The sequence below is a fragment of the Paenibacillus sp. FSL H7-0357 genome, assembly GCF_000758525.1.
Taxonomy (GTDB): domain Bacteria; phylum Bacillota; class Bacilli; order Paenibacillales; family Paenibacillaceae; genus Paenibacillus_AQ.
Window position 1 is genome coordinate 6,856,032 of record NZ_CP009241.1, and the last position, 17,031, is coordinate 6,873,062.

Sequence of the window (17,031 nt, forward strand, 5' to 3'; positions counted from 1 at the left end):
TTGCGCTGTGAAGCGAGTTGACTATTGGAGTTACATTAATAAAGAAGGCATATTAATAGTACGTTATTACCTATTTCTTGGTGCACAATACTTTATAATGAAGAATATCCTTACGAACAAATTTTACGTTCGGACGCAATAATAACTATCGTTACTTTGAATCACTGATGATGAGCTAGAACTATGTATCATTTGATTTTTCTCACACATATGATTTCCTGACCATATGTTTACAGAACACCTATTAACATTGCGTTTTTTAATTCGACGTCTGTTGTAATGAATAGGTTAGTCATAAACAATTAAGATTTAGCTCCGTTTCTAAATCAAAATAAAAGCACCCTATTTTGGGTGCAATAAGAACTTTGTGTATTTAAATTGCCCTATGGCATTTCTTTCAGTTTTTTTTCTATAGTCTGAGCATCTATCAAAGCACTCTTTGACCACTTATCAATTTGCTTCAATGTATCTCTATAATCAGCTTCGACTCTTTTTCTTTTTAAACGATCACCCATATCCGCAATTTCACGCCCTCCATGACCCAATATCTCAAATGCTTTCCATATTGAACCATGTGTATCTTTTGCACTTCTCGTATCAGGTGACATACTTTTGTCTTCTAAATATATTGATGCTTTTTTATAAACACTATAATATGCACGGCTGACTGCTGCCCTTTTATTTTCTTCCCCTGATTCTTCAATCAATTTCTCGGCTAACCTCAAATATCTCAACCAGTCAAATGACATTTTATCATAGCTCCAAATCGATTATTATTTTACCTTGGGCAGCTTCTTTTTTGTAAAGCCAATAGTTTCTTACAAATTCATGTAATATTATCATGTCCTCTTCAATCGCTCGGCTTGAATAAATCAAAAAAAACAACTGTTCTTCTCCAGTTTCATAGTCCTCACGAAGTTCCAGTTTGTATGATGTATCGCCGAAATATTTTCTCGCCTCTGCATTTATATCAGTTATTAAATCATTTAGATATTCATGGTTTTCTAAGAATCGCACAATTTCTATAGGATTCTCCAAGTTAATGTCTTTTAACGTGGAGTCAGGTGTATAACTAGCTAATTTTAATAAATACTCTCCAATTCCCAGCAGTTCTTCCTGACTTATTACGGATATGTTTATTCTAGGCATGGCTAATAAAAAATTACTAATGATCTTAGCCAACTCTTTTGCTGTATCTGGACGTAATTCATGAACCACATTTTCAATTACATTTTGCTTTTCTTCATTTGTCATCATGTAAATCACCTCTACACCCCCAGTATAGCATATGCATTTCATTTACAACAATTGCATTTAATACATTATTATCCTTTTGTCATTCAAAAAATATACAGTGGAACATGATCCACTTAACTGTTAAAACTACCTATACACTAAATCCATTTCCTAAACTTGAATTGCCTTTTAAAGTTCTTCTCTAATACAACAACCTTCGTGTATTCTTCCAGCTCCTAATAATCAAATACCTCAATTGTAACTATGCCAATCTAAAAATTCACAATCAACATTTTCACATGTCAGGAGCAATCTGACTATTGTTATTGAAGAACGACCTTCCGAACAATTTGTACGTTCGGACGCAAATAATAACTATCGTTATTTTGAATCGCCGATAAGCTGTAGCTGCTTATCTTTTGGTTTTTCTCACAGATGAGTCCTCATCCATATGTCTACAGGGGCATCGATTCGACGTCGGTTGTGATGATTCGTTTAGTCATACTATCCCCTTATTTTAATAAGCTCTCCTCGCGTATAAGCACTTCTACTTCCCCCATTAAAAACATTTATGTATACCTCATTCTCAGTCTAAAAACCGAAAAAAAATTCATTTTTATATTTCCAAAATGAATCATATGTTCGTTAGTCAATTATTGTTTCCATATTTCATCTATCCCCATTTTGCGGATAAATCCATGGGAACATGTGTACTTTCCGTTAATATTCTGTGGACAAGCTGTTAATAGAAAAACATGTTTACAAACACAATATATTGGGTTATTCTTTATTCACAAGCACAATATACAGAAATGGAGGTGTCCATAATGGCAAAACCTAGTTCTCAAAAAACTTCAAGTCCTAAGATGTCGACTGTCGCTTCGAAAGCTCTACAAACCAAACAAACAAGTAAATTAACCAAGTCTTTAGCTGCCAGCGTCCTCTCCCAATCCAAATAATGTTAAATGCCAAATCAAGGAGTGATTCTATGAGCAAAACATTCAAAATTAGAGTCGACGGATTGAAGTCACAAACCAAAAATGATCTAAAAAGGTTTGAACGCGAAATCTCACGTGAAGTAAACAAGCAATTTGATAAATTAATCAAAAGAATAAAGTAAGCATCATAACCTACATTTCTCCTCCTTCAGATGCGGGTACATCTGAAGGAGAACTCTTAACTCCCAGGTAACACCAACTAATTAATTCTCGGTCTTTTACTGTCGAGTTAATTCCCTCTCGAATCACATACGCCTTATCTCCAAGAGTGGTTCTTTATCATATATCCATACTCTTCTTTTCGAAAATAACCATAGCTTCTACACATAAGGTTTATCATACAAAAATAATTGTAAAGGTGTGATCCAGATGGTGAAAATAACTGGCTTTAAAGAATTAAACAGCAGATTGAAAGAAATAAGTAAAGGTGCTCAGGAACTTGGTGTTCAAAATCAAATGTCCTTTGAGGAGCTCTTCCCAGATTCCTTTATTCAGAAACATACCCCGTCTGAAAATATTTCTGCCTTTCTAGAAGGCGTTGGTGTTAAAAAGAAAGAAGATTTCGAGGCACTACCTCAGGAAGAATTAGAGAGCTATGTTCGTTCTACGACGAAATTTACGACTTTTCATGAAATGTCCCAGGCTGCTCTTGCTGAAGTGGTATATAAAAAATTAGGCTTTTAGTTTTACAGTTAGACAAGCCCCTGCATAGAAGCAAGGGCTTGTCTACTTAATAGTGACCTTACCTTAGACAATATAATAATGGATCATAATGTGGTCCATCCTCTAGACATTAATGAATAGCATTGCACTTGATTTACATATAGAAATAATGAACAAGAATAAAATAGAAGTGGCAGTTGAAAATATTCATCACGCTTTCTAGGAGGGCGAGTGTTTCATGCAAAAGGCAATCATGGTTCATTTTTTTAACGATAAAAGTTTCAAAAGAAAATAAAGTATTAGACTAGCGGTAGCTTCATTAAGTTAACGGGCAGGATACTTCCAATATGTGTTAATATAAGCTTGTTATAGAGTGGAAAATTGAAAAAGTGGACTAAGGAGTGCCTCTCATGACATCAGTCACACAAAGAATTGCACAAATCAAGCAACCTCCATTCAAACGAACTGCACTTATCTTCTTCAAAAGCTTCTATTCAACGAACCAATCGTCTTCTAAATGAATATTTATTGAATCAATATCACTTTTCACCTTTTTGATTATTGTTGGTCCTGAAGGCCACAAATTAATTTGATTTTGAATATAATTCCCTACCCCCATAGCAAATTGCAAATGAACTTTTCTCTCACTTCTTTCCTTTTCCGTAACAGTACAAGAATCTCCATAACTGATTATTGGAATCTCAAGTAGAGTTTCCTCTCTACTTTTAATTTCCACCTTATAGATTATAATGGGGAACTCATCAATATCGGCCGACACTTCAACTTTTGCTATCAATTCAATCATTTCACAGTTTTTCACTACCTCAAATGGCAATGTATAATTAAGCACATACACAAACAACACCTCCCTTTATGATATTAGTTATATAACATTTTTTTCCTTTGGGAGGATTCTAATATGATATTAAACCCTGGTTTAGAGGTGCATATCAATAATGTCAAACAAAATTTAAGTAAAATTCTAGACAATAATTTGGAGATAAAAAATTAATGTCTATGATTCTGCACACCAATATATATTTTATTACGGTGGTTCAATTGAGATAGACATTTGGCTACATGAAGCTACTAATAAGCTGCATTATGCTTCTTATACAACGCTAACTGTGCCTACTCTATTCATTTCTATTATTAGGATCACTCCATCTAGGCAGGGTCTTGGCTCTACGGTTCTTAATGAATTTATAAACTTTTCTAAAGTTATTGGTATTGGACGTATATCGGCAGTCGCGGAGAATTCATTTTCTGAAAACTTCTTTAAAAAGAACGGTTTTATCAAGCAAAATGTGAATAATGTTTATTCAATAGAAATTATATAAAAAGGAGTAGAATTACAAATGATACATGTACCATCAAGCTTAACTTTTTCACTTTCAGGGATAAGTAAATGGCTCGATTGAGCAGTTATGATAGGGATAACCAATGTCCGTGAGTAAGGTATTGAAAGAACTATAGAGCTATGACAATAGACTGCCGAAAAAAACAGCAGACTATTCCGCTAACGGGCAGGTTTGTTTAAGAATACATTTGGATAAAGTGGGAGATATTACTGGAAACTTCTCCAGATGGGCGGTTATTATGAAAAAATTACTGATATCGTTATTGGCTATACTTATCTTTTCAACTATTTCAGTAGAGGCTGCGCCTGAATATGCAAAATGGGGTAAAATTGCAGTAGAGGAAACACAAAAACGATACAACGCAGACATAATTGATTATAAGCACATCGGTCGTACTGAACTAGCACCAAAAAAGTCTGAAGAGAAATTCAAACTATGGATTAGAAACAAAGCAGGTAACGAGTTTGGGGTCTTTGTATCAATCCAATTTGACCCATCAACTGATACAATCCAATCGATTCAGTTTTCTGAAACTAATCGTTAGAATTAATAAATCTCTCTATTTTCGTTAACGGGACACTATAGCTCAATAACACCACAACGAAGCTGCCGACATGAATCGGCAGCTTCGTTGTGCTAACGGACAAAATTGCTAAACAAATCCTCCGATGATAAAGACACCATTCTTGGGCAACCCTACACGAATAAACGCATTCGGGGGTGTTAATGGTGGTTCTGAAAAAGCTGGTCTTAATTTTGTTCTTAACAACAATATCGTTGTTAAATCCTATAATAGCTTTTGCAAATATTAGATTGGATCAATTAAAAAGTGCAACGGATTTTAAGCTGTTTACCCCATATTACTCCTTAACGAGTTGGAAGCTTGAAATCAAGGAACCGTATCCTCTTGATACTGACCGACTAATTACGAAGGTTAGACTCCATTACTTCGATAAATCGGGAAGAACGTATATGTTTGGGATAGAACAGCATAAAGCAATAGAATACAAAAGCAAGCGATCTGAAACAATAATCGATGTTCGTAGTAAAACAAGTGAGACCAGAGTTATAGAAGAGAATTTTAAATTTAATACGAGTGGTGAAATTGTTAAATTGAACGGAATTGAAGCTAGATTTGATCATGGAACACTAGGGGGATGTTTGCGGTGGTTGCAAGATGGTACTTACATTGAGATGGATAGCTTTCGATTGTCTAGGAAGCAGATGGTTTTATTGGCGAAATCGATGATTGAATTGAACTAACGGGTAACGCTAGCTTAACCTAAAACGAAGGCAGGCAGTCATCAGGACCGCTTCCTTTGTTTACTACATTCAAGTTTTCGGAAAAAATCTAACTAGTTTACAGCCAAGTTCTTCCTTGTTAATTATTCCTGATTCGATTATAATTCTACTGGAGTGGTAAATTTCTAGAGCGCAATCAAGAACTTGACTGAGAACAGCATTTAATCCTACAAACCTTTAGAGACTACTTATACTTCAGAAACTACTTATACCTTCAGAAACTACTTATACTTCAGAAACTACTTATACCTTCAGAAACTACTTATACCTTTAGAAACTACCTATACCTTCAGAAACTACTTATACCTTCAGAAATTACTTATACCTTCAGAAACTACCTATACTTTAGAAATTACTTATACCTTCAGAAACTACCTATACTTTATAAATTACTTATACTCCAGAAATTCCCTATACCTTCAGAAATTACTTATACTTCAGAAACTACTTATACTTCAGAAACTACTTATACTTCAGAAACTACTTATACTTCAGAAACTACTTATACTTCAGAAACTACTTATACTTCAGAAACTACTTATACTTCAGAAACTACTTATACTTCAGAAACTACCTATACCTTTAGAATCTACGTATACCATTAGAATCACTACTTGTGAATGTAATTATAACTCTTGAATTATCTTGTGAACCTATATCCTATAAGAACATAAATATTTGCTGATTCTAGAAATGGTTCTTGTTTCCTCCAGTTGCCACTCCAATAAACTCTTGGAGGAAAACACATGAAAAAGTTTTATAGAACTTTCAAATATATGGCTAGTAAACCTATTTATTGGGTTAAGTTCACTACCCGTCTTATTATCGGTGTTCTCATAGCTGTCATCAGAAGGTTTATTCTTGATTATCTGTAAAAAAGGGGCTCAGCCCCTTTTTTTGTTGAGCTTATGCTGAAAAACTTTCACTAAAGTCAAAGGGTCACTTAGATACACATTATATAAAATAAAGTATTAGACTGGCAGTGCTACATTAAGCTAACGTGCAGGTTAGTTGAACAAGATAAGTGGAGTTTTATCTCGCATTTGACGCATACTGTGCAGTAAGGAAGGGATAGAACGGTGAGAAAACTCTGCATATCGCGGCAGCCCTGAACTAAAGAATAAGGATGGACTGCCGCTGTTATTTTAAACTATGTTTCCCGTTTATTCAGCGAGAGAAATAACATCATTTGTTTAATGGTTCGCCATAGAATATATGAAAATGAAGATGTTTTGAGTCTTGGTACTCCCCCAAATTAGTCAGCACCCTGCAAGCACCATACTCAGACTGCACTTGGGATGCCACCATTTTTACAACGTCCATCAACTCAATTAAGAGATCGTTGTCGCTTTGTTCCAGTGTTAGAAGTGACGAGACGTGCTTCTTCGGAATCGTAACAATGTGAACGGGATAAAAAGGGCGTGTGTGATGATAAGCAAGGACGTTATCAGTCTCAAAGACTTTCTGTACATCAGTACGACCACTTAATACCTCATCGCAATAAAAATCTTCAATCAATATGATCCCTCCAAATATTGTTTTCTTTATTATGGAATTCGTTATATTTAATCATTATCCTGCCAGTTAACTGAATGAAGCTTTTTCATCGAGAGTCATAGTGAACTGTTGCGCAGTACGAAGAGTGAAGTCCAATAAGACGCAAACTATGCAATAAAAAAAGGTACAAACCTTATGATCTGTACCCGTATGAAAATGAAAATATAAAAGCAAAGAACAAAATAATAATGGCAACTGGAATTAAACTTAACACAACCCAAAATTTAGCCTGCTCACTTCTAATGCCTGTAAACCACTTGTAATAGATAAAAAGAAGAATTATTGCGGTTGGAAAAAAATATAAAGATTGAATAATATTAAACCAATATGTATTTATATCCCAATATGCATCTGGTACAGGATGAATATTCTTGTAATCTCTATCAATTTTGTTTCTGGTTATGATAAAGAAATAGGAAATAACAGAATAATAAGCCACTAGGGTCGCCTTTATCCACCATATTAAAAATTTATTAAAAACTATTACTAAAAATACAATTGCTAGAAATATAAACAAACCCATGTATTTTTCTAAAATAAAAATCACCTCAATACTATTTTATCTAATTAATGTACTTGCCTCCACTAAATTTTAATTTTTGGTTGTTGCGCAGTACGAAGATATTGTGTAATAAGAGAAAGCGTGCTTATTCTAATGGAGAACATTAGTTTAATGGAAACAACGGGGACCAAGACTTAAGCAGGAAGTTCATGGTCACCGCTTCTTCTTTTGATAAACAAACCCAACTAAGCTTAATAAAGATCATCTTTTCGGTCGATCTGTACGTTCGAACGCAAATAATAATTGTCATTACTTTGAATCGCCGATGAGCTGTAGCTGCTTATCATTTGATTTTCCTCACACAGATGATCTCCCATCCATATGTCTACAGACGCGCCGAATAACATTGCACTTTTTCAACATTATTGCATTTAGACAAGTAAAACGTGTCCCACTTGTTCCAAGTGTAAGAAATCAATAACTAAGTGAGTAAAAAAGAATACTAAGGAGAGGTTTTGATATATTCGGCGCACTATCGTTAATCATTTTTTCCAAATCGTTAATTGATACCATATTCTTTTATTAAAATCACCATACAAAAGGAGAGGCTAATAAAAGGCCTCTCCTTTTGTGTTATTAAAATCATTTTTTAGATAATGTACGTTGAACTGCATCTTAGATAAATGGTCATCATTACTTAACGAAGGATTTTTGTAACAATCGCGATCAGACATTGGTAATAAAATCTTGCTCGCCGCTTTTTTTTTCTTATTGAAGAATATCCTTCCGAAAAATTTGTACGTTCGTACGCAAATAATAACTATCGTTACTTCGAATCACCGATGAGTTGTAACTGCTTATCATTAAATTTTTCTCACATTGATGATTCCCCATCCATATGTCTACAGGAGTGCCCATTAACATTAGACTTTTTAGTTCGGCGTCGGTTGTGATGATTCGTTTAGTCATACTATACCCTCCATTTCTAATGGCCTCCGTTTCGCGTTTAAGCCCTCATAATTTAAAAATTCTTAATGCATGAACAAATAGTCGCCTACGGAGCAAATCAATGGGCCTACCTCTAAGTTCCATGACTTCCCTACATAGCCTTTCTTGATGTTCGAGATCAGAGTCAAAATTCGTTGCTTTTATCATTGTCAACTTTAATTTTATAGTTTCGGATGATTTATATTTGCCTTTCAGGATTTTCATTGGCAACTATATTTAATTTAGTCAGCCCGTTTTTATAAGAAAGGGACTCTCCATTATACAAATAGAGAGCCCCTTTGCGAACTTTTTAGTCAGATGCATGGTTGTAGTGAAATCTAACGTCTATACTTCCCGCATTTTTTTCACACTTCCCACTTTTATTTAGCACTTCCCATATTTCTTTAACGCTTCCCACTTCTATTTAACGAAATCAAAAGAATTCGTATCAAAACCTCTACTACTCCACCGTAACGCTCTTCGCCAGGTTACGTGGTTTATCCACATCGTGGCCCAGGGCCAGCGAAGCATAGTAAGCCAGCAATTGCAGCGTTACTACGGACAAAGCAGATGTCAGCAGCGGCAGGGTCTTAGGAATCACGAATGCCTGATCTACCGATCTCAGCAGGTCGGTTACATGCTCTTCATGAGTGATTGCCAGCACGTCTGCGCCGCGGGCTTTCACTTCTTTGATGTTGCTGACTGTTTTCTCCAGAACGGATTCCTGGGTGGCCAAGGCAATGACTGGAACGCCTTCTTCGATCAGTGCCAGGGTACCATGCTTCAGTTCACCCGCAGCATAAGCTTCGGAGTGAATGTAGGAGATTTCTTTCAGCTTCAGCGAGCCTTCCTGAGCTACCGCATAGTCTACACCGCGGCCGATGAAGAACAGGTGTTTGTGCTCGGAGATTTGCTCAGCATAGGTTTTAATTGCTTCTTTCTGTGCCAGAATTTCTTCCACTTGCTCAGGCAGTGACTGCATAGCGGCGAGAATCTCGGCAACCTGTGCTTCGCTTTGTGTTTCGCGTACTTCAGCCAGATACAGACCAAGCAAAGTGAACGCGATAATCTGCGAAGTATATGCCTTAGTGGACGCTACAGCGATTTCCGGTCCAGCCAGTGTCACAAGCACGTCATTGGCTTCACGGGCGATGGAGCTGCCCACTACGTTGGTGATTGCCAGTACATGCGCACCGTTTGCTTGACCTTCACGCAAAGCAGCCAGTGTATCAGCAGTCTCACCGGATTGGCTGACTACGATGACCAGTGTTTCCGGTGTTACGATTGGTGAACGGTAACGGTATTCCGATGCGATATCATTCTCTACCGGGATACGCACCAGGGATTCAATCAGGCTGCGTCCAACCAGACCCGCATTGTAGGCTGTACCGCAAGCCACGATCTGGATGTTGCGGATATTCTTGATTTGCTCAACGGTCAAGTTTAGCTCCGGCAGAATAACCTTGTTGCCTTCGGCATTCATGCGGCCGCGCATAGTGTCGCGGTAAGCCTTAGGCTGCTCGTGAATTTCTTTCAGCATGAAATGCTCATACCCGCCTTTTTCTGCGGTAACTGCATCCCAATCGACAGTAATCATTTCCCGAGAAATAAAGTTGCCTTCAATCGTCATCAGTTCGACAGCATCCCGTGTCAATACAGCCATTTCGCCGTCGTTCAAAATATATACGTTGCGGGTGTATTCCAGCAGTGCTGGAATATCAGACCCGATAAAGTTTTCGCCTTCGCCAAGGCCGATAATCAGCGGGCTGGCTTGACGCACAGCTACCAATTTATCCGGCTCATATTCAGTCAGAACACCCAGTGCAAACGCACCGCGCATGAAAGTGATCGCTTTTTGAACAGCTTTTACGATATCTCCTTCATATTCACGGGCGATCAGGTGAGAAATAACCTCTGTATCTGTTTCGGAAGTGAAGTGGCATCCGCCGGCAATCAACTCTTCTTTAAGGTCCAGGTAGTTTTCGACAATCCCGTTGTGAACTACCGAGAACTTCTGGCTTTCATCGGTGTGAGGATGGGAGTTCTCATCAGAAGGTTTACCATGAGTCGCCCAGCGGGTGTGCCCGATTCCGGCACTTCCTGTCAGCGGAGTGGTTTCAAGTCTCGACTCCAGGTTTGCCATACGGCCCTGAGCCTTCACGACCTGCAGTCCTTCCTTGGTAAATACGGCAATACCTGCCGAATCATAACCACGGTACTCCAGCTTCTTCAATCCTTCAACCAAGATCCCCTGCGAATTCTGATTACCAATATATCCTACAATACCACACATTATATTTTCCTCCGTCCATTTTATCGTAATGTGGGCGGCATAAGGAAAGAAACGTGCCGTGCGGCATGTTACTTGAGAAAAAGCAAATATTCTGTTGTAGTCATAAGTCCAACAAAATAAACCTGTCACCTGCTAGGTGTTCATGAAATGCACAGTCTTCTCCTCTGCCGCAGCAGACCTCTGTTTACTTTCCAGATCGCACATACCCATGAAATAACATTTCTAATTTGCACCCATAGTCGCGTTGTAAGAGTGGTCGCCCGCTCATTTTCCGCTTCCATTTACGGCTCTGGTGCATCACCGGGAGGTCCCCGCCGAACATTTCGAACGCCTCCACCTCGTCAGCTTACATCTGCCGTGATCCGTTCAAGCCTTGCCCTGATTGGCATCTTGCAGGCTTTCCCTTCTCCCCCGCGCAAGATCAAGCTCTGGCGCTTGCTATTGCAGTAACCTTACTATCCCCGCTTTCCTTCTGGAATGACACTTAATCATTATATGCACCTTACATCACTTTGGCAATGCTATAACTCGTGAAACCTTTTGGAACGCTTCAACAAACTGGATATATTGATCAGGAAGCCGGTGAATAAATCTGTCGATTGCATCCACCGGCTGCCAGTAGAAATAACAAATTAGACCAATTCGCGCTGTACTACATCAACAATTTGACCGACAAAAAGATCCAGTTCAGCCTTATCCGGTCCTTCTGCCATTACACGGATCAGCGGTTCGGTTCCGGAAGGACGTACCAGCACACGGCCATTATCGCCAAGCTTGCCTTCTACCTCATTAATCGCCGCTTCAATTGCCGGATTGTTAGGGTAGTTGGTCTTATCCTGCACACGTACATTCACAAGCACCTGCGGATATTTGGTCATCATTGATTTCAGCGCACTCAGCTTCTTCCCTGAGACCTTCATCGTATCCACCAGCTGAATCGCCGTGAGAATGCCGTCTCCGGTTGTATTATAGTCGAGGAAAATGACATGCCCGGACTGCTCTCCGCCCAGGTTGTATCCTCCGCGGCGCATTTCTTCCATCACGTAACGGTCGCCGACAGCCGTCTTGGCTGTATTCAGCGATAATTTCTCAGTCGCTTTGTAGAAACCGATGTTACTCATTACTGTAGAGACAATAGTTCCATCCTTCAGCTTACCTGCACGGTTCATGGCATCTCCACAGATGCAAAGGATAAAGTCACCGTCAACCTCGTCGCCCTTCTCGTCGATGGCAATCAGGCGGTCGGCATCGCCGTCAAAGGCAAGTCCTAAATCCGCACCTTGGCGCAGTACTTCCTCACGCAAAGTTTCAGGGTGGGTGGAACCGAAGCCATCATTAATGTTCAGCCCGTCAGGCTCTGCTCCAATGGCAATGACCTCGGCGCCAAGCTCTCTGAATAGCCGCGGGGCCAGCTCATACGCTGCACCGTGTGCGCAATCAAGCACCACTTTGATTCCTTTGAAGCTTTGGGAAATGGTTGTCTTCAAATATTCCAGATAAAGATATTTAGCATCGTTATCTACCGTAACTGTACCTAAGCCAGATCCAACAGGACGGGGCAGCTCATCCTTCTCCGCATCCATCAGTTCTTCAATCCGCAGTTCCGTCTCGTCAGTCAGCTTGAAGCCGTCTCCGCCAAAAAATTTAATGCCATTATCCTCCACCGGATTATGTGACGCAGAGATCATGACGCCCGCATCGGCCTTAAGCAATCTTGTAATATATGCAACAGCAGGTGTACTCACTACACCCAGACGTATAACATGTGCCCCAATGGACAACAGGCCGGCTACAAGCGCCGATTCCAGCAATGGACCGGAAATCCGTGTATCCATCCCTATGACTACCTTAGGCTTCTCTACGTTACCCGCAAGCACATACCCTCCGCAGCGGCCAATACTGTAGGCCATTTCTGCTGTTAATTCCCGGTTTGCAACTCCGCGTACACCATCTGTTCCGAAATACTTACCCATCTTTATTTCTCCTTTGATTACGCTGGTTCAGCTTAATGAATTATTGTATGAAAGTTTAATTATTCCGTGTACCAAAATACATCTAAATAGACGTATTCCAGTTTTAAAAGTTACGTTCCGCCTGTGCTTCCGGCATTATTGCTATTCCCGTTGCCAGTGGGGATACTGCTGCTTTCTGCCGTACTCTCAGTCGGGGATGGTGTGGGCGTGGCTGCACTATCGCCGTTGTGAGAGGGGGAGGGCTCGGCAGTAATTTCTTCACCGGCAGCGGGCTCAGAACTCGGCTCAGGGGTGACTGCCGTCTCGGTAGCTGGCGCCTCCGAACTTTCTGGCGTTGAAGGTACTTGCAGATCCACTGTTGCTGTAAGCGGCTGAGCGGAATTCACCAGCGAGATGAACCTTGGCAGTGAGACCTGAAGGGTTATCTGATGAACACCGGCGGCATAACCGCCGACATCAGCGACCACACTGATATTGTCCTGATCCAGTTGATCCAGCAGGGTAGGTGCCCCGGATACAGTCAGTGACACAGTTTTGCTGGACGGATCCGTCATCAGGGCTGTAAGTCCGTTGGCCACCCCTTGCAGCTTAATGGGAACCGCCTCAATCGTCCGCTGGGCAATTTCTGCGGTCGTCACCGACACCTTTACCGTTCCCGGATCGACCTTCGTGGCTCCCTCAGGAGGCTTAAGCTCCAGTGGCAGCTGCTGTGTACCCGCAGAAGTGATAGAACTTAAATCCAGGGTCGCCTCATAGGAGGACAGCCCTGCCAGCACCTCCTTGTTCCCAAACACATTCACCGCATCGACCTCAGGAGTTACCCTGGATACGACGAGGGAGCCGGGAAGCTGACCGCTGAAGCTAATATCCAGCGGCAAGCTTTTGAAAGGCAGGGTGATCGGCAGTTCCACAGATACGGAAGCAGGCTCGATCACTGCATCTTCTATTTCCTTGCCGCTGCTGTCATAGGCATACAACTTTAGTTTCTTCTCTTTGAAGGTTTCACTTTCGCCATCCAGCTCGATGATCCCCTGCACCTTAGCCACCCTGCTCAGCTCGCTGTCAGCCAGCGTAACCTCAGCCGTCTCCGGCTGAATCACCGGGGTGCCGACCTGATAACCCGCCGCCGGCTCGCCCTTCGTACTTATTGTGACCGGAAATGACTTTGTAGTCCGCAGTTCCACATGCACATTCACTTGTTTAGGCTCCATGGATTCATACATCACCCCGCTGGGCAGCGAATAGTTTAGCGGCAGCGTTGTATCCCCCGGCTGTAATCCGCTTAAATCCACCGAAACCTTATAGGCATCCGACAACTTAAAGTTAAGGTCCGATCTTTTGCCCCGAACCTCCAGCCTTACGCTGTCAACGTCCATGGTGTAGATATACTTTTCGTCATCAAATCCGCTTCTCGCTATCTTAACATTCTCAATGATTTTCGATTCAGTATTAACTGTAGTCTGGTTCGTAGGCTCCGTATCCACATGTACAATGGTCCATAAAATCACACCGAAGACAAGCGCAAGAATTTTGTTGAAGTTATTGTTCTTCATCCACTTATCCATTGCTCTTGCCCCCTCTCCGTTTCCAGAAAGCAGAACTTTTCTCCTTCAGCGGGGAAGTCGCACTAAGCTCCTGGTGCAGCTTCGAGATGAGCGATTCTTCCTTAATGTCCCTTACAATTTGCCCGTTAATCGCCAGCGAAATTTGCCCGGTCTCTTCGGAGACCACAACAGACACAGAATCCGCGACTTCGCTGATCCCAATGGCTGCCCGGTGACGTGTCCCCAGCTCCTTGCTGATGAACGGATTCTCCGACAACGGCAAATAACAAGCTGCGGCAGCGATTTGACCATCCTGCATAATCAGCGCACCGTCATGCAGCGGGGTGTTGGGAATGAAGATATTGATCAGCAGCTCAGAGCTGACAACAGAACGCATCGGAATACCGGATTCAGTAAATTCATTAAGTCCAGTCGCCCTTTCGAAGACAATTAAGGCCCCTATCTTTCGCTGGGATAAATAATTCATGGCTTTAATGACTTCGCCGATTAATTTACTGACTTCCTCATCATTCTCCGAGGTTCGTCCAAAAAATTTCCCCCGTCCAAGCTGCTCCAGTCCCCTTCGCAGTTCAGGCTGAAAGATAATAAAGATCGCAAAGATCCCAAAGGTATAAATCTGATTCATCAGCCATTTCAGGGTATACAAATCCAGCAGGGTGCTCAGCGCCCAAATAATAACCAGCACCAATATCCCCTTCAGGAGTTGAACCGCCCGCGTTCCGCGAACCATATTGAGCACTTTATAAATAATATAACTGACAATCAGAATATCGATTATATCTTTAATGGACTCTTTCCATGTAAGGTCAGTAAAATAACTCATTGCCTAAAACCCCCGTCATTTCATATTAGCTGGGTTTATGTAAAATGTCTGTAAGTTCTGTATCAATATCTAGGTTATAACGTTCACGCTCAGGTTGCAAGTTTAGGTCGTTGGGGTTTTATGTTTCAGACGTTTAAAGACAACAAAAAAGCGCCATCTTTCCGGAAAAAGAGGCGCAAATGAGTTTTCTGCTAAAAGCAACCATATCTAATTAACGGTAGGCAACTTCAGAGAACATGTTCGTCACTTTATACCAGAGCCAACTTACCGCTTGGTCTATGCTTTTGACTTGCCCGGAAATATGAGCGGTTGAAGCCTTGTACAGAGTGCCGTCGATCACAGTCACATTGCCGTTGACTTCCCCATATACTTGAGTTTTACCGTTCTCCACCGTAAGATCGCCGGAAATGATTTTGCCGGAAGGTACGATAACCGTATCTCCTTTGATGACAACCTGATCGAGGTCGCTTCCTCTGACTACAAGCTGTCTATCCTGATTCCAAAAAGTAACTGAGCTCATCAACATCACAAAAATAAACAAGGACGCCGCAGTAAGCGCGGGATGTCGCTTGATCCAGGTGATAAACGCTCTTTCCTTCTTGGATTTCGGTAATGAATTCATAATCCGGCCTACAAGATCCTCCGAGGCAACAGGGTTCTGGTGCATTAGCGAGAACATCAGCATATCGGTCTGTTCCAATTCTTTGAACTTCGCACGGCAATCCGGACAGGATAGAAGATGCTCCTTCAATTCCCTCTGCTGCAGTTCGGGCAAGTCGTCATCCAGGTAGTCGTGCATCATAGAGACGGCCAGTTTGCATTCCATAGGAGCCAATCCTTTCATGAGTGCTATTTAATTATTTCAAAACAAAGAGACAGGGCGCATAAGACTTGCTTAACTTACATACGTCGCTCCCTGAAGGACGTTTCATAAAAATAAATCTATTTTTACATTTTAGGGCCTAATTTTTTACGTAAAAATTCACGTCCGCGGTGAACCCGTGTCTTGATCGTCGTTACGGGCATATCCAGCACGTCACTGATCTCCTGAAGCGACAAATCCTGCAAATAACGCAAAATCATCACGGACCTGTATTTGACGGGCAAACTGTCGATAGCCTCATAAATCAGCGACTGCGTCTCAGAGAGCAAAAGCTCTGTCTCTGGTGTTACATTGTCGCTGGGAATCATCGAATAGCCGTCAATACCTTCCTGATCGTTCATCTCGGCATCCAGCGAATACGTTGGTTTGCGCTTGCGCAGCCTATCAATGCAGAGGTTCGTGCCAATCCGGTAAATCCAGGTTGAGAACTTCTGCTTATCATCATAACGGTCCAAATTTCGATACACACGCAAAAAAGTCTCCTGAACGATATCCTCCGCTTCATGGCGGTTGTTCAGCATCCGGTAAGCCAGATGATATATCTTGTCTTTATATAGTTCCACAAGCTCGGCAAATGCCCTTTGGTCGCCTTTCAAGGCGAGCTTTGTCAATCTGCCTTCCAAATTCTCCACCTGTTAACTCCCCCAGACTTGCCGCCCTTGGTATTTCATCTCTTGAATGTCCACGGTACAAGCATTTAAATCGTAATTCATGTTCCGGCAAAAATCAAGGATTGTATTGTTACCTATAGGTATATTGGGCAAAATCCACGCATTGCTTAGACGGTGATTAATCGCAGCTGCGAAGATCTGGTTCTCTTGCCGGGCCCTTAAGGCCGGCTACATAGAAAACACAAAAACCCGTCCGGCCTCCTTACCAGAGGCGGAC

The 17,031-nt window shown here is 41.2% G+C and carries 13 protein-coding genes; 3 read left to right on the forward strand and 10 right to left on the reverse strand.

All coding sequences use genetic code 11. The features are described from left to right. Positions 1-383: 383 nt before the first annotated feature. A complete protein-coding gene (locus H70357_RS30180; RefSeq protein WP_052092336.1) occupies positions 384-749 on the reverse strand; it encodes a hypothetical protein in 366 nt (121 codons plus the stop codon). A gap of 4 nt (positions 750-753) precedes the next feature. Continuing rightward, complete coding sequence (locus H70357_RS30185) at positions 754-1,257, reverse strand: hypothetical protein (protein WP_038596927.1); 504 nt, start codon at positions 1,255-1,257, stop codon at positions 754-756. A gap of 1,346 nt (positions 1,258-2,603) precedes the next feature. On the opposite strand from H70357_RS30185, the gene H70357_RS30190 reads away from it, so the two are divergent. Beyond that, positions 2,604-2,918 (forward strand): hypothetical protein, encoded by a 315-nt coding sequence (locus tag H70357_RS30190; protein WP_038596931.1) that lies wholly within the window; start codon positions 2,604-2,606, stop codon positions 2,916-2,918. 469 nt (positions 2,919-3,387) lie between these two features. On the opposite strand, the gene H70357_RS30195 is transcribed toward H70357_RS30190, so the two are convergent. After that, the gene (locus tag H70357_RS30195; RefSeq protein WP_038596935.1) at positions 3,388-3,753 is read right to left on the reverse strand and encodes a hypothetical protein; all 366 of its coding nucleotides are present in this window, start codon (positions 3,751-3,753) and stop codon (positions 3,388-3,390) included. Positions 3,754-4,496: 743 nt separating this feature from the next. On the opposite strand from H70357_RS30195, the gene H70357_RS30200 reads away from it, so the two are divergent. Continuing rightward, positions 4,497-4,802 (forward strand): DUF3889 domain-containing protein, encoded by a 306-nt coding sequence (locus tag H70357_RS30200; protein ID WP_038596937.1) that lies wholly within the window; start codon positions 4,497-4,499, stop codon positions 4,800-4,802. 182 nt (positions 4,803-4,984) lie between these two features. Beyond that, a complete protein-coding gene (locus tag H70357_RS30205) occupies positions 4,985-5,521 on the forward strand; it encodes a hypothetical protein (RefSeq protein ID WP_052092337.1) in 537 nt (178 codons plus the stop codon). A 1,224-nt stretch (positions 5,522-6,745) separates the two neighbouring features. On the opposite strand, the gene H70357_RS30210 is transcribed toward H70357_RS30205, so the two are convergent. The 7 genes from H70357_RS30210 to sigW form a co-directional block, all read right to left on the reverse strand. Continuing rightward, a complete protein-coding gene (locus H70357_RS30210) occupies positions 6,746-7,081 on the reverse strand; it encodes an HIT domain-containing protein (RefSeq protein WP_156130967.1) in 336 nt (111 codons plus the stop codon). Positions 7,082-9,066: 1,985 nt separating this feature from the next. After that, the gene (gene glmS / locus H70357_RS30225; protein WP_038596945.1) at positions 9,067-10,899 is read right to left on the reverse strand and encodes a glutamine--fructose-6-phosphate transaminase (isomerizing); all 1,833 of its coding nucleotides are present in this window, start codon (positions 10,897-10,899) and stop codon (positions 9,067-9,069) included. Between the two features lie 632 nt (positions 10,900-11,531). Continuing rightward, the gene (glmM, locus tag H70357_RS30230) at positions 11,532-12,872 is read right to left on the reverse strand and encodes a phosphoglucosamine mutase (RefSeq protein WP_038596948.1); all 1,341 of its coding nucleotides are present in this window, start codon (positions 12,870-12,872) and stop codon (positions 11,532-11,534) included. A 110-nt stretch (positions 12,873-12,982) separates the two neighbouring features. Then, the gene (locus H70357_RS30235) at positions 12,983-14,437 is read right to left on the reverse strand and encodes a CdaR family protein (RefSeq protein ID WP_038596951.1); all 1,455 of its coding nucleotides are present in this window, start codon (positions 14,435-14,437) and stop codon (positions 12,983-12,985) included. Then, on the reverse strand, positions 14,430-15,260 hold the full coding sequence (cdaA, locus tag H70357_RS30240) for a diadenylate cyclase CdaA (protein WP_038596954.1): 831 nt from the start codon (positions 15,258-15,260) through the stop codon (positions 14,430-14,432). The genes H70357_RS30235 and cdaA overlap by 8 nt, the downstream gene beginning before the upstream one ends. A gap of 211 nt (positions 15,261-15,471) precedes the next feature. After that, positions 15,472-16,086 carry a zf-HC2 domain-containing protein gene (locus tag H70357_RS30245; protein WP_038596956.1) on the reverse strand — a complete coding sequence of 205 codons (615 nt, stop codon included), beginning with the start codon at positions 16,084-16,086 and terminating at the stop codon, positions 15,472-15,474. Positions 16,087-16,208: 122 nt separating this feature from the next. Further along, positions 16,209-16,775, reverse strand: coding sequence for an RNA polymerase sigma factor SigW (sigW, locus tag H70357_RS30250; RefSeq protein WP_038596958.1), 567 nt, complete (start codon positions 16,773-16,775; stop codon positions 16,209-16,211). Positions 16,776-17,031: the final 256 nt, after the last annotated feature.

Bases quoted from the DNA above. Each gene is read 5' to 3' on its own strand.
- glmM (WP_038596948.1), bottom strand. From the start codon at position 12,872: ATGGGTAAGTATTTCGGAACAGATGGTGTACGCGGAGTTGCAAACCGG.
- glmS (WP_038596945.1), bottom strand. From the start codon at position 10,899: ATGTGTGGTATTGTAGGATATATTGGTAATCAGAATTCGCAGGGGATC.
- cdaA (WP_038596954.1), bottom strand. From the start codon at position 15,260: ATGAGTTATTTTACTGACCTTACATGGAAAGAGTCCATTAAAGATATA.
- H70357_RS30245 (WP_038596956.1), bottom strand. From the start codon at position 16,086: ATGGAATGCAAACTGGCCGTCTCTATGATGCACGACTACCTGGATGAC.
- H70357_RS30200 (WP_038596937.1), top strand. From the start codon at position 4,497: ATGAAAAAATTACTGATATCGTTATTGGCTATACTTATCTTTTCAACT.
- H70357_RS30235 (WP_038596951.1), bottom strand. From the start codon at position 14,437: ATGGATAAGTGGATGAAGAACAATAACTTCAACAAAATTCTTGCGCTT.
- H70357_RS30180 (WP_052092336.1), bottom strand. From the start codon at position 749: ATGTCATTTGACTGGTTGAGATATTTGAGGTTAGCCGAGAAATTGATT.
- H70357_RS30185 (WP_038596927.1), bottom strand. From the start codon at position 1,257: ATGATGACAAATGAAGAAAAGCAAAATGTAATTGAAAATGTGGTTCAT.
- H70357_RS30205 (WP_052092337.1), top strand. From the start codon at position 4,985: ATGGTGGTTCTGAAAAAGCTGGTCTTAATTTTGTTCTTAACAACAATA.
- H70357_RS30190 (WP_038596931.1), top strand. From the start codon at position 2,604: ATGGTGAAAATAACTGGCTTTAAAGAATTAAACAGCAGATTGAAAGAA.